This is a genomic window from Pseudomonas sp. GW821-FHT02H09 (assembly GCF_059421425.1).
On sequence record NZ_JBWKVA010000007.1, the window covers coordinates 134,772 to 147,596 of the forward strand.

The window sequence follows — 12,825 nt, forward strand, 5'->3', positions numbered from 1 at the left end:
GCGCAATACCCTGCTGCCGCAGCCTGCGGCAGCGGCTGCAGGGAACTTCGCCTCCCCCGGGGATTACCTACTGGAGGAAGCGCTCGGCACTGCGCCGGCAAAGGAGTGCTCGATGTCCCATTCGGGTGATCTACCCCACCACCGGCAACTCAATACAAAACCGCGCACCCTCAACCGTGTTGCTGGCGCTTAGCCGTCCGCCCATGTTCTCGACGATGCCGTAACTCACTGACAACCCGAGTCCGGTCCCGACACCGACCGGTTTGGTGGTGAAAAACGGTTCGAAAATCCGCTCCAGCAGCCGCGGGTCGATTCCGCCGCCGTTGTCCTCCACCCATAGGCGCACCGAACTGCCATCTCGTTGGGCAGACACCGCAATCCAGGGTATGAATTCCCGGTTGGCCTCGCGTTTGCTCAGCAGTGAGTCGCGAGCGTTGACCATCAGGTTGATCAGCACCTGCTCAAGCTGATCGACATAACCGCGTACTTGCACCTCGAAGGCCATCTCCCTGACCCGCAGTTCGACGCCTTTGCCGCGCATACCTTCGCTGAGCAGCGATAGCATGCCTTCTATCGCCTGCGCCGGGTTGAACGGTTGCTGTTCGACTTCCGAGCGTCGACCGAACACCCGCATATGATCGACTACCCGCGCCGCACGCTGGACCTGGGCGTCGATACGGTTGAGTGTGTCTTGCAGGTAGTCGATCTGCACCTCGCCGCGGCTCAAACGTTTGAGCACATTGAAGATGGCCATGCGCATCACGTGCAACGGCTGGTTGATTTCATGGGCAAGGCCAGTGGCCATTTCACCGAGTGTGGCCATTTTTGCGCTTTGAGCGAGTTGCTGTTGGGAGCGACGGACTTCGGTGTTGTCACGGCCCACGGCTTGAACCTCCAGCAATCGGCCTTGCTCATCGAACACCCCCCGATCCGACCAGATCCACCAGGCGTGTTCGCGCCCAGGCAATTGCAGGCTGATTTCTGCGGTGCTCACCGGGAGTTGCGGGCTTAACCGGCTGATGCGCTGGACAAACGCTTCGCGCTGTTCGGCAGACAACCAACTGCCCAGATTCACCCCCGGCAGTTGCGCAGGCAGACATTCCAGATAGTTCGCCAGGGGCCGGTTGCCAAAGGTCAGGGTCAGGTCCGGGCGATAGCGACAGATCATCGCTGGCGAGTCCTCTACCAGAATGCGATAGCGCTCTTCGCTCTGTTTCACGTGCTCGGCGGCCAGGGTCGCCTCGGTGATATCCAGCCACAGTCCGACGGCCTCCACCGGCAGGCCCAGGTCATCACGGAGCAATTTGGCTTCATCCAGCAGCCAGTGGTAATTGCCGTGTTTATCTTGCAGGCGATAACGGCAGCGCACCGAGCCTTCGCGCAGCAGTTGCCGGGTGCGTTCGAAATACAGGTCGCGATCTTCGGGATGAACCCGGTCTACCAGTGCACCATTGAGACAATCGACCAGGTTCCAGCCGAGCAGCGGCAGCAAACTGTCGCTGAAAAACGTCGGTTGCAACGCACCTTCGACATAACGCTGCACGTAGATCACCGCAGGCGAGCTGGCGATCAGGTTATCCAGCCGCGCATGGGCGGCATCGGCTTGCCGTTCCTGGTTCTTGATATCGCTGATGTCGAGCATGAAACCGACCACCCGCCGAGTTTCGCCCACTCCCAGTGCCTGGCCTTGAAGGCGATACCAGATCGGGTTTTGCGCGGCGTCTGACCGGTGCAGGCGTACACACAGCAACAAGGCTTTGCCGTGTTGTTGCAGGTCCTGCAAGCGGCTGCTCAGCTCCTGGCGGTCGGCGGGATGAATCAGGGCCAGCCACGCGTCCAGGGACATCCGGGCAGTGTCTGGTTTCAGATGCAGGTTGAGGGCCAGTTGTGGCGCCAGTTGTACCTCGCCACTGTGCGCATAAAGCTCCCACCAACCGGTGCCGAGTAATCCTTGCAGGGTTTCCAGTCGCTCCAGTTGCTGATGGTGATGCTGTTCGCGCAAGCGGCTCAACAACGGCCCGGCCAGCGAAGCGGTCAGCAGCAACCAGTCACGCTCACTCAGGTCCGGGGCGCGCTTTTGCACCGGGTAGAAGCCACAGAGCAACCAGGCCGCAACACCATGATCATCGCGGTAGGGCACCATAAACCCATCGCTATTGCCAAAGGCACTTTGCAAGCGCGGATGTTCGCTGAAGCCCTGGCGCACGCTCAGGCGCAACGGTGTATTGCCGTTCAAGCTGTCCAGGCTGGTACCCAGAAGCTGCCCGGCGTGCCATAGCGCCGGGGCATCGTGGGCCGCATACTGGCTATGGATTTGCCAACCCTGCTCCTGTTCGTCGAGCAACGCGAGGGCGATACAGGGGATGCACCAGCGCTGGGCAAGCGCTTGCAGTTGTTCGTTCAATACCTCCGCCAGCCGCGCCATGCTGCACAAGTACAGATGTTCGCTCATCTGTCCGGCAAACACTTGGCATTGCTCACGGCTTTGGGACAGTTGCCGCTCGTGGAGCAAGTCGCCGATATCAAGTAACTGCAGCAGCCAGCCGTCCGCTGTGGGCTGGACCCAACCGCGCAGATGCAGGCTTTGTCCGGTGAGGCTCAGGAAGTCCAGGTCGAGGGTCTGTCCCTGCCAATCGGCGGGCGCGCCGTCGACCACAAGCGCGCTGTGGGGCAACAGGAAATCGAGCAGACGCGGCGACTGATTACCGGGTGTTTGTTGGACCAGAGCATGGTGCAAGGGTCCGGTCATCTGCAGCACGCGGCCCTCGTGGTCCAGGTACAGGTGCAGCCCGACACTGCGCGCGGTGACGCTGCCCGGCGTCTGGGCAGTGAGCGGGGGCTGGCGTCCGAGCAAGCGCCCGAAGAGTTTTTCCCCCGAATTCAAAACTGCAAACTCGACTTCGCGCTGAATGTCACCGGCAGATTGGGGACTGTTCCCACGCCGGGTAGCAGCAGAAACGGCAGGACCTGATTTAATTTAATGGTTGGATAGTTCATGCTGACGGTCAACACCTCGTTGAACGATTGCATCGGCAGCAGCGGCAGGCTGTAACTGACCAAGCCATAAAACACCGCGAAGAAAATGACAAACACCAAAGCGAATTCAATCGCCACGGCACCTTTTTGCTTTCTGAGGAGGCTTAGCGTCATCAGTGCGTCTACCCTGACAAGTATTACGTCATACCAGCATAGAATCATTCAGCCAAAAGGGACGCTTTTTACCTGATGCAGAGCTTTATCCTATTTATCTGGCTGGCTCTCTGCGCTGTGCAGGACATTCAGCACCGCCAAATTGCCAATGGCTTGACCCTTGGCGCGACGGTCGTGGCGCTGGTGTATTTGCTGTGGAACGACACCACGTGGCTAGGCGCCCGTGCGGAGCAGGGTGTCTGGGCATTCTTGCTGGCGTTGGCCTTCACGTTGCCCGGCTACGTGTCAGGGCGTCTGGAGGCGGCTGATGTGAAGCTGATGGCTGCGTTGGGGCTGGCGACCGACAACCTGCATCTGTTGGGAACCTTCATTGGCGCGGGCATCGTCAGTGTCATCTGGCTGCTGATTGCTCCCAGGCTATGGCCGCATATCAGTAAAAAACTGAGAACCCGCTTGCAGTACCTCGATCCGAAAGAGTCCAGACAACAACCCTTTGCGCCATTCGTTTTTGTCGGCATGCTCCTGGCTGTCGCCTGGATTCATTAGTAGCCCTGAGCTACTAGTGGCCTGTGTGGCTAGTTCTGTTAGTCAACTTCGGCGCCAGCAGCCCATATCCTGCGTTGCTGTTCCTCGCCATAGCGGGCTATGACTCGTCACAGCGCCTTGGCTCTGGGCCGCCGGCATCCGAATTTGAGCTAACGAACTAGCCACACAGGCCACTAGCGCTATGTACATAGTCGCAAAGTAGTCTATTTTCAATTCAGTACCTGAACAGCCCGACGCTGCAGGTACAGGAAAGGTCAGTCAGTCTTCGGCTGCCAGACATGGAGTCGCGCGTGAACAAGCTAATGTCCCCGGTAAAAGTGCTTGTGGTCGACGATCAGCCGCCGGTCGTGGAAGAACTCTGCGAATTTCTCGAAAACAGCGGTTATCGCTGTGTCCCCTGTAAATCCAGCAGACACGCCATCGAACGTTTCAGTGAGGACGCTGAAATAGGCCTGGTGCTGTGTGATTTGCACTTGCCCGAGCTGGACGGCATTGAGTTGGTGCAGGAGCTGCAACGCATCGCCGGCAAACAGCGAGCGTTCGAGGCGATCATGCTCACCGGGCATGCCGATAAGCAGCATGTGATCAAGGCGCTACGCGCCGGGGCCGCCTTTGATCAGCGAGCCGGACACAGCAAAGCCGTGTTGACGGAAAGGCTCAGGGCGTGATGGCGGCCTGTCATTGAACGAAGATCTCGCCTTTACTAATTGGATTTCACCCTCCCGGCCATTTTCTGCTCATAGAGGGCAGGAATTTCATGTTGATAGCTTTTCAGCCAGCGCTGCATGCTCAGCTCACGCTCGGCGGGCGTTGCTATTTGCGGTATTGACGATGCCACTGTGTTGCGGCCTTGCAGCTGCAGCCAGACTTCGGTTCCCTGTTGCTGCGCCGAGGCGGGCCCGGCATCCATGGCCAGGGCGGTCAACGGCAGGCTCAGCAGGCCCGCATAGCAGAGGATATTCAGTTTCATCATGGCCTCTCTTGGTGCTTACTTGATACTCGGTTGTTGTGGATCGCTGGCGGTAACGACTTGATCGCCTACGGCCGGTTTGGCTTTGATCAGGGTTTTGAGCTTCTCGGCGCGCGCCTTGGCATTGGTGAATTGTTCAGGGCTCAGGCCGGCGCGGCTGACCACCTCGGAAGCTTGTCTCCAGTTGTCTTGATAGAGTAGCAAGGACACCAGATTCACTGCCGCCAATTGATCTGTCTGCTTGAGCTCAATGGCGGTGAGGAACTCAAAGCGTGCTTCGTTGATCCGCAGTTGGTTGAGGTAGACCACGCCCAGGTCGTTGCGGATTTTCTCGTCAGTGGGCGAGAGTCGCGCGGCACGCGACATATGTTCCAGGGCCTGGTCGTTGTCACCTTTGGCCGCGGCCAGTTGGCCCAGGCCATGTTCAGCTTCGGCTGACAGGCAGGTGCCGAGCAGGCTGCGGTACAGCGGCTCGGCTTCATTTTGGCCCAGCAAGCGGTAAATCCTGGCTTTGCGCAAGCGCACCTGGTTGAGGTCATCGGGCAGATTTTGCAGGTTGGCCAGGCCGGCGTGCAGCTTGCCATCATTGATCATGTCGTCGGCCAGGTTCAGCGACAGTTCCTGATCGGAGTTCAATTTGGCACAGGGGCCGGGTGGGGAAAGGCTCGACCAGGAGCCCTGACCGTTGGTGGCGCAGCCGCCCAGCATCAGCAGGCTTAGTACAGCAATCATTGCTTTCATCAGGATCCCTCTAGTAAGCAAATGCACGGGCGATGTCGGTGCTGATCACTTGCCCCAGTGGCGCCTCAAAGTAAGTACTGTTGCGAGTGATCGCAAGGAAGGTCTGACTCAGGCTTTGGATCATTGCGAGAGTCCCATTTTCTTGTCGAAGTCGCCGTTTTCCAGGAAGTACATGCGGTAAAAGTTCGGGTCGTAATTGCGCAGTTGCTCGCCGGGCAGCGACGGCAGTTGCGCATTGGCCGCCAGCGGCTGAACCAGGTGCGGGGTGACGATCATCAGAAGCTCGCGCTCTTCGCGATTGATCTTCGAGTCACGGAAAAAAGCTCCGAGGATTGGAATATCACCCAGGCCGGGAAACTTGTTGACCTGAGAATTATTGCGGGTACTGATCAAGCCGCTGATCACGAAGCTTTCGCCATCGGCCAGGGAAACGCTGGTGTCGGTACGTCGCACCGTCAGCGCTGGCACCACGGTACCGGCGATGGTCACGGCGTTGGTGAAGTCGAGTTCACTGACTTCCGGCGCCACCTTCAGGGCAATGCGGTTGCGGCCGACAATCGTCGGCGTCAAGCTCAGGCGGATGCCGAATTCCTTGTATTCGATGAACACGCTGTCGCTGCCGGAGCTGGGCACCGGAATCGGAATCTCGCCGCCGGCGAGGAAGCTTGCACTCTGGCCGCTGAGGGCCACCAGGCTCGGACGTGCCAGGGTGTAGGCAAAACCGCTGCCCTCCAATGCGTTGATCGCTACCAGGGTTTTGCCGCCGATCCAGTTGAAGTTGAACTGGGCGTTATCCACTGGTGCGGTGGCGGTGACGACTCCGTTAATCGTCGGCAGGGTTTTCGGTGCGCCGAACAGGAAGTTGCCACGGGTACCGAAAATTGAGGTCGTGGCTTCTTTGAGCTTGGTGCGGCTGACCTCGACAAAGCGGATGTCGGTCTGCACCTGGATGGGCAGTGTCGGGTCTTCGGACGGTGCTAACGAACTGCTGGTCAGGGAGGCGCTGGCTTTGCCCTGAACGAATATCATGCTCTGACGAGGAGCACTGGAGCACGCGGTCCAGACCATCAGACTGGTTGCGCCCGGGGCCATACCCGTGAGCAGAAAAGCGTTGTTGCCATTGAGGTGCACGTCGGCGACTTTCGGATCGCCTACCGCCAGGCGAGTGATCGCCACAGGGGATGGTATCTCTCGCTGGAGGCCCTCGCCGACTTCAATCGCTGCTGGTAATCGGTCTAATGCGGGGCAGTTGCTGGAGGCGGCTAGCGCCATATCGATAGGTAGTCCGGCCAGCATCATGGCCCAGATCACACGTTTGAACTCTGGCACGGAATGTTTGCGCATGTATGTTCTTCCCTGCTTTATCAAGGGGTTTGTCATGAGGCCTGGTTACCGCGAATAATCTCTATGGCTGTGTGTAGCGTAGCCACAGTATTGTTTCTAGCCAGCCCTTTGGACGCCGCACCGAGGGCCAGTTGGGTGAATTTGAACAAGTGACTATCGACGGCGTAGAGGTTGGCCGGGGAGTCGCTTTCGCCTGCCCAGGAAAGGGCTTGCGGGCCACCGGCCTCGAAGCTGTCATCACTGAACCAGGCACCGGCGCTCAGGTGCCGCCAAGGCGCACGACCAACAACCTGATCGATACTGCTCAGGCTGCCAGCAGGTGCACTGCGAAGTTTTTCCAGAGCAAGGTCAGCGGCGCTGATCGGGACGAAAGGAGGTACGTCGTGGACCAGCACCACGACCGGTTGACAGGGCTGGTCTTCGGCCGTGGCAACAGCTTTTTCCAGTGCGACGGGGGCGGCGCTTTGGATCATTGGTTCGGCTACCAGCACTGGTTGGTGGCTGAGTACGAGCCCCCAATAAACAACAAAAATGGCCCCTGCTAAAAGTAATCCGGCCAGGCCCATGGTGATGCGACTGTTCATCACGGCTCTCCCTTTCCTGCCGTATTACCAGTCTGTATTTCCAGACGGTCAGTTTCGCAATCAGGCAGCTATGAACATGTATCTATTTGCTATTTGACGGTAGCGCAGACCAGCCAAAATGCCATTACCCAGAAAGAAATAACTCGAAGACGTCTGAAAAAATTTCAAAAACGACGGACTTTTGGCGTGATCCTTCCGGTTAATACTTTGTGATTAATCCGTTCTTGCAGTTGCTTCACCGCGACCTCGGTCAAACTTGCCCTGCAACACTTGACCCGCAATCCGGATATCGCGCTGGTCATCGCCGACCTGCGCATGCCGGAAGAAAGCGGTATGCCGATCATTTAACAAGAGGCATTGCCTTATACTGCGCGTCCTGACTTCCCCGCTGGAGAACACTATGCCCGCCCCTGTCTGGTGGCTGCTTTGCCTGCCCTTTATTGCCGGCGCTTTTCTTCCGCTGCAGGCGGGAATCAATGGCCAACTGGCCAAGCAGGTGTCCAGCGTTCTGGCTGCGGCATTGATTTCATTTTTTGTAGGGGCTGTGGCGCTGCTGATTCTGGTCATGGTTCAACGTGAAGTACCGACGTTGAACGCGCTGAAAAGCCTGACCTGGTGGCACTGGAGCGGGGGGCTGCTCGGCGCTTTCTTTATCACCACGGCCGCGTTTGCCGGCCCGCGAATCGGCGCCATGTTGTTCATGGCGCTGGTACTGGCCGGTCAGTTGGGCATGGCCCTGGCACTGGACCATTTCGGCTGGGCCGGTTTTCGCGAAGCGCCGATCAGCGTCGGCAAGGTTGCCGGGCTGGTGCTGATCCTGGCCGGGGTGTTCATGATCCGGCGTGGTTGAGTCGCAGCCTCAGGCAATCGGCCGCCAACTGCCGAGCATGTGCTCCAGATCCCCGGCACCCATCAATCGCAAGTCCCCACTGGAGCCAGCTGCGCTGCTCAGTAATGTGACCTCGCCGGGCAAGCGCACCGGTTTTTTGAACTCCACCGCGATTTCTACATTGGCCGCGGGCAAACGCTCGCTGAGTGCTGCCAGGGTGCGCGCCTTGTTCCACAATCCATGGGCGATGGCCTTGGGGAATCCGAACATTTTGGCGCTGACGGCGCTCAGGTGAATCGGGTTGTAATCGCCGGAGACCCTGGCGTACCGACGGCCGATGTTGGCGGGAGCCCACCAGCGCGTCAATTCGCTCAAGGCCGTGGGCGCTGATTGCGTTTCTTCGAGTGGTTCGCCCGGCAACTCGACGCCTCTGCACAGCATGCGGCTTTCGGCTTCCCACAGCGGACCGAGCGGATCTTCAAGCGTGGTGATCAGGTCGAACACCGCACCTTTGGCGTGAGGTTGCAGGTTTTTCAGATGAACACTCACTCGCACACTGCCGACGCCGCCCATGGGTCTTAACACGCGGATGCGATTGGCCAGATGAATCAGCCCCAGCAGCGGGAAAGGGAAGTCACTGGCGGTGAGCAGTTGCATCTGCAAGGCGAACGCCAGCACATGGGGATAGGTCGGCGGTAGCAAGCCGTTCTCGGTAAAACCGCAGACTTTGCGATAGGCCGCCAGCCGTTTTGGGTCGACATCGACCCAGCAGCGCAAGCCATTCTCGGGCAGTGTGGTGCCGGTGATCTTGCGCCGCGTGGCTGCCCGAACGTATAGCTCGGTCAGGTTGGGGGCTCTGTTGAGTGTGTGCCAGTCCACTGCCATGATTATGCTCCCAATACGTTTTGCCCACAGACGCGCAAGGCTTGCCCGGTGACTGCGCCGCTACCCGGCTGGCTGAGCCAGGCCACAGCTTCGGCGACGTCCTGGGGCAAACCACCCTGACCCAGAGAACTCATGCGCCGCCCGGCTTCGCGCAGAGCGAACGGAATATGTGCAGTCATCTGTGTTTCGATAAAGCCCGGCGCTACCGCGTTGATGCTGATGCCGCGCTCCTGCAGCAGCGGCGCCCAGGCCTGGGCGAGGCCGATCAGCCCGGCCTTGCTCGCGGCGTAGTTGGTTTGCCCGCGGTTGCCGGCAATGCCGCTGATGGAGGCCAATAGAATCACTCGACCGTTATCGCACAGGGTGCCGCTGTCCAGTAGCGCCTGGGTTAGTACTTGCGGCGCGTTGAGGTTGACGGCGAGCACCGCGTCCCAGAAATCCGGGGTCATGTTGGCCAGGGTCTTGTCGCGGGTAATCCCGGCGTTGTGCACCACGATATCAATGCCGTCCGGCAGCTGTTCGATCAGTTGCGTACCGGCATCCTCTGCGCAGATATCCAGCGCGATACCGCGCCCGCCCAAGCGAGCGGCGAGGGCATCGAGATCGGATTTGGCCGGCGGCACGTCAAGCAGGATGACGTCGGCGCCATCTCGGGCCAGAGTCTCGGCAATCGCTGCTCCGATACCGCGTGCAGCGCCGGTGACCAGGGCTTTGCGCCCGGCCAGGGGGCGGCTCCAGTCCTGCACCTGGGTGTCGCAGGCACTCAGGCGCAACACTTGCCCGGACACGTAGGCGCTTTTGGGCGAAAGGAAAAACCGCAGTGCACCTTCAAGCTGCTCTTCGGCGCCTTCGCCCACCTGCAACAACTGCAAGGTGCCGCCGTTGTGCAATTCCTTGGCCAATGAGCGACTGAAACCTTCCAGCGCCCGCTGGGCACTGGCGGCGAACGGGTCACTCAGGGTGTGCGGTGCGCGTCCGAGAATTACCACGTGAGGGCTGTTGTCGAGGTTCCTCAGCAGCGGCTGGAAGAATTCGCGCAATTGCTTGAGTTGATCGGTCCGGGTAATGGCGCTGGCATCGAACACCACGGCTTTGAGTTTGGGGCCGTGACCGGGAATCCAGGCAGGCGCCACCAGCGGCTCGGGGCCGTAGCTGTAAATAGCATCGGTCAGCTTGTTAGCGAACGCGCTGATGTTCTGCGCCAGCGGGCCACCGCCAATCAGCAACGCGCCTTCGACGGGTCGCAGGCGCCCGGCCTGCCAGCGCTCCAGACGTCCCGGTGACGGCAGGCCAAGGGCACCGACCAGGCGGCGGCCGATTGCCGAGTTGGCGAAGTCGATGTAGCGATCAGACATGGAACGCCCTCCAGCTGCTGGGGTTCAAACTGTGGACCATTGATGGTCATCAGTCGTTCGATTAAACGAGATACAACCTACGCTTGTACAAGCGTGCACCACTCACAGGATAGGGAGCTTTTCATGACTCAGCCGCGCCGCGTCGCGATTATCGGCGGTAACCGTATCCCCTTCGCCCGCTCCAATGGTCCTTATGCCACGGCGAGTAACCAGGCGATGCTGACGGCGGCGCTCGAAGGGTTGATCGAACGCTATAACCTGCACGGCCTGCGCCTGGGCGAGGTGGTTGCTGGCGCGGTACTCAAGCATTCGCGGGATTTCAACCTGACCCGCGAATGCGTGCTTGGCTCGCGGCTGTCACCGGCCACCCCGGCCTACGACATTCAACAAGCCTGCGGTACAGGCCTTGAAGCGGCGCTGCTGGTGGCGAACAAAATCGCCCTGGGGCAGATCGAATGCGGCATCGCTGGCGGGGTCGACACAACCTCGGATGCGCCGATCGGGGTGAATGAGGGGTTGCGCAAGATTCTGTTGCAGGTCAATCGCAGCAAAACCACCGTCGAAAAGCTCAAAACCCTGCTGCAACTGCGGCCCCATCACCTGAAGCCTGAACTGCCGCGAAATGGCGAACCGCGCACCGGCTTGTCCATGGGGGAGCATTGCGAGTTGATGGCGCAGGCCTGGAGCATTCCCCGTGCCGAGCAGGATCAGCTGGCGCTTGAAAGCCATCAGAAAATGGCTGCCGCCTACGCTGAAGGCTGGCAAAACGATTTGATGACGCCGTTCCTTGGCCTGACCCGTGACAACAACCTGCGCCCTGACCTGACCCTGGAAAAACTCACGTCGCTCAAACCGGTGTTCGAGCGCAGTGAAAAGGGTACGTTGACGGCGGGCAATTCGACACCGCTGACCGATGGTGCGTCGCTGGTATTGCTGGGCAGTGAGGCATGGGCCAAGGAGCGCGGCTTACCGATCCTCGCGTATCTGCGCGACGGCGAAGCGGCTGCGGTGGATTTCGTCAAAGGTGCGGAAGGCCTGTTGATGGCGCCGGTGTATGCGGTGCCGCGCTTGCTGGCGCGTAACGGTCTGACGCTGCAGGACTTCGATTACTACGAGATCCACGAAGCCTTTGCCGCGCAAGTGCTGTGCACCCTCAAGGCTTGGGACGATCCGGTGTATTGCAAAACCCGTCTCGGCCTGGACGCGCCGCTGGGCTCCATTGACCGCAGTCGGCTAAACGTCAAAGGCAGCTCTCTGGCCGCCGGACATCCGTTTGCGGCCACGGGCGGGCGGATCGTCGCGAGTCTGGCCAAGTTGCTGGACGCGGCGGGGCAGGGTCGAGGCTTGATCTCGATCTGCGCCGCTGGCGGTCAGGGTGTCACTGCAATCATTGAGCGCTGAGCACAGCTGCGCCTTGCTGCTCGGCGATCAACCGATTGCGGTTGGCGTAACTCTCGGCCATCACCGAGCAGACGATCAACTGCAAGGGGTGATAGATCATGATCGGCAACAGGATCAGCCCCAGCCCCGGGTTGGCGCCGAAGATCAGCGCGGCCATCGGTGCGCCGGCGGCCAGAGACTTTTTGCTGGAGCAGAACACCGCGGCGATCTCGTCGGCCGGACTGAACTTCAAGGCGCGGGCGGTGCGAGTCGTCATCCAGAGGATAGTTGCCAGCAGTATCGCGCTGCCAATCAAGGCGCTGAGAATGACCGAGTTACCCTGCTGCTGCCACATGCCGGAGACCATCGAGTTGCAGAACGCGGCGTAGACCAGCAACAGGATCACCAGCTTGTCGACGATGTTGGTGTAGCGTTTGTGTCGGGCGAAAAACTTGCCGAAGAACGGCCGTAGCAACTGGCCGAGCACCAGCGGCAGCAGCAACATTGCGCAGAGGTCGAGCAAGGTCGAGCCCAGATCGATCCCGCCCGCGCCGCTGCCCATCACCAAACTCACCAGCAACGGCGTGAGGAAGATCCCCAGCACGCTGGACAGGCTGGCATTGAGAATCGCCGCTGGCACGTTGCCGCCGGCGCTGCCGGTCAGGGCCACAGAGGAGGAGATCGTCGAGGGCAGGGCGCACAAGTAGAGAAAGCCGAGCATCAACAGCGACGGGAAATGGGAACCCAGCAGTTTGTCGCTGAGCAGCCAGATCAGCGGAAACACCACGAAGGTGAAACTCTGCACCATGATGTGCAGACGCCAGTTCTTCAGACCATGGCTGATCTGTTCGCTGGACAGGTTGACCCCATGCAGAAAGAACACCAGAAACACACCAATGTTGATCACCCATTCGGCATGCATCGATCCGCCCGAAGCGCCGAAGCGTGGGAACAGGTACGACAGCAAGGTCGCCACCAGCATGCCGCACAAGAACCAGTCGGTGACCACGCGTTTGAGGTGTTTGAAGGCATGCATATCCG

12 protein-coding genes and 2 pseudogenes are annotated in these 12,825 nt (G+C 59.9%); 5 read left to right on the forward strand and 9 right to left on the reverse strand.

The window, feature by feature from the left end; genetic code table 11:
• Window positions 1-130 precede the first annotated feature (130 nt).
• Both AC07VR_RS11435 and AC07VR_RS11440 read right to left on the reverse strand, forming a co-directional pair.
• Window positions 131-2,884 carry an ATP-binding protein gene (locus AC07VR_RS11435; protein WP_495011283.1) on the reverse strand — a complete coding sequence of 918 codons (2,754 nt, stop codon included), beginning with the start codon at window positions 2,882-2,884 and terminating at the stop codon, window positions 131-133.
• Window positions 2,881-3,150: a TadE/TadG family type IV pilus assembly protein gene (locus AC07VR_RS11440; protein ID WP_495011284.1), complete on the reverse strand. Its 270-nt coding sequence runs from the start codon at window positions 3,148-3,150 to the stop codon at window positions 2,881-2,883. Before AC07VR_RS11440 ends, AC07VR_RS11435 begins: the two co-directional genes overlap by 4 nt.
• Before the next feature lie 75 nt (window positions 3,151-3,225).
• Between AC07VR_RS11440 and AC07VR_RS11445 the strand changes: the two genes are divergently transcribed.
• Together AC07VR_RS11445 and AC07VR_RS11450 are read left to right on the forward strand one after the other, a co-directional pair.
• Window positions 3,226-3,696: a prepilin peptidase gene (locus AC07VR_RS11445; protein WP_495011285.1), complete on the forward strand. Its 471-nt coding sequence runs from the start codon at window positions 3,226-3,228 to the stop codon at window positions 3,694-3,696.
• A 290-nt stretch (window positions 3,697-3,986) separates the two neighbouring features.
• A pseudogene (locus AC07VR_RS11450) lies at window positions 3,987-4,307 on the forward strand (response regulator); the annotation flags it as partial.
• A gap of 92 nt (window positions 4,308-4,399) precedes the next feature.
• On the opposite strand, the gene AC07VR_RS11455 reads toward AC07VR_RS11450, so the two are convergent.
• The 4 genes from AC07VR_RS11455 to AC07VR_RS11470 all read right to left on the reverse strand — a co-directional run bounded on the left by AC07VR_RS11455 (window position 4,400) and on the right by AC07VR_RS11470 (window position 7,335).
• Window positions 4,400-4,666, reverse strand: a complete 267-nt coding sequence (locus AC07VR_RS11455) for a DUF3613 domain-containing protein (protein ID WP_494993629.1) — start codon at window positions 4,664-4,666, stop codon at window positions 4,400-4,402.
• Window positions 4,667-4,684: 18 nt separating this feature from the next.
• Window positions 4,685-5,407: a tetratricopeptide repeat protein gene (locus AC07VR_RS11460; RefSeq protein ID WP_494993536.1), complete on the reverse strand. Its 723-nt coding sequence runs from the start codon at window positions 5,405-5,407 to the stop codon at window positions 4,685-4,687.
• Window positions 5,408-5,527: 120 nt separating this feature from the next.
• Window positions 5,528-6,706 carry a type II and III secretion system protein family protein gene (locus AC07VR_RS11465; protein WP_495011343.1) on the reverse strand — a complete coding sequence of 393 codons (1,179 nt, stop codon included), beginning with the start codon at window positions 6,704-6,706 and terminating at the stop codon, window positions 5,528-5,530.
• Between the two features lie 77 nt (window positions 6,707-6,783).
• Window positions 6,784-7,335: an SAF domain-containing protein gene (locus AC07VR_RS11470; protein WP_495011286.1), complete on the reverse strand. Its 552-nt coding sequence runs from the start codon at window positions 7,333-7,335 to the stop codon at window positions 6,784-6,786.
• Between the two features lie 216 nt (window positions 7,336-7,551).
• Here AC07VR_RS11470 and AC07VR_RS11475 point away from each other — a divergent pair.
• Both AC07VR_RS11475 and AC07VR_RS11480 read left to right on the forward strand, forming a co-directional pair.
• Window positions 7,552-7,680, forward strand: a pseudogene (locus tag AC07VR_RS11475) (response regulator); the annotation flags it as partial.
• A gap of 55 nt (window positions 7,681-7,735) precedes the next feature.
• The gene (locus tag AC07VR_RS11480; protein WP_494993538.1) at window positions 7,736-8,185 is read left to right on the forward strand and encodes a DMT family transporter; all 450 of its coding nucleotides are present in this window, start codon (window positions 7,736-7,738) and stop codon (window positions 8,183-8,185) included.
• Between the two features lie 9 nt (window positions 8,186-8,194).
• On the opposite strand, the gene AC07VR_RS11485 is transcribed toward AC07VR_RS11480, so the two are convergent.
• Both AC07VR_RS11485 and AC07VR_RS11490 read right to left on the reverse strand, forming a co-directional pair.
• A complete protein-coding gene (locus AC07VR_RS11485; RefSeq protein ID WP_495011287.1) occupies window positions 8,195-9,049 on the reverse strand; it encodes a MaoC family dehydratase in 855 nt (284 codons plus the stop codon).
• A gap of 2 nt (window positions 9,050-9,051) precedes the next feature.
• On the reverse strand, window positions 9,052-10,404 hold the full coding sequence (locus AC07VR_RS11490; RefSeq protein ID WP_495011288.1) for a 3-oxoacyl-ACP reductase: 1,353 nt from the start codon (window positions 10,402-10,404) through the stop codon (window positions 9,052-9,054).
• A gap of 123 nt (window positions 10,405-10,527) precedes the next feature.
• Here AC07VR_RS11490 and AC07VR_RS11495 point away from each other — a divergent pair, with 123 nt between their 5' ends.
• Window positions 10,528-11,805, forward strand: a complete 1,278-nt coding sequence (locus AC07VR_RS11495) for an acetyl-CoA C-acetyltransferase (RefSeq protein WP_494993541.1) — start codon at window positions 10,528-10,530, stop codon at window positions 11,803-11,805.
• Here the strand turns inward: AC07VR_RS11495 and AC07VR_RS11500 are convergent.
• On the reverse strand, window positions 11,792-12,820 hold the full coding sequence (locus tag AC07VR_RS11500) for a bile acid:sodium symporter family protein (RefSeq protein WP_495011289.1): 1,029 nt from the start codon (window positions 12,818-12,820) through the stop codon (window positions 11,792-11,794). The two genes, AC07VR_RS11495 and AC07VR_RS11500, sit on opposite strands and share 14 nt — an antisense overlap.
• Between the last annotated feature and the right edge of the window lie 5 nt (window positions 12,821-12,825).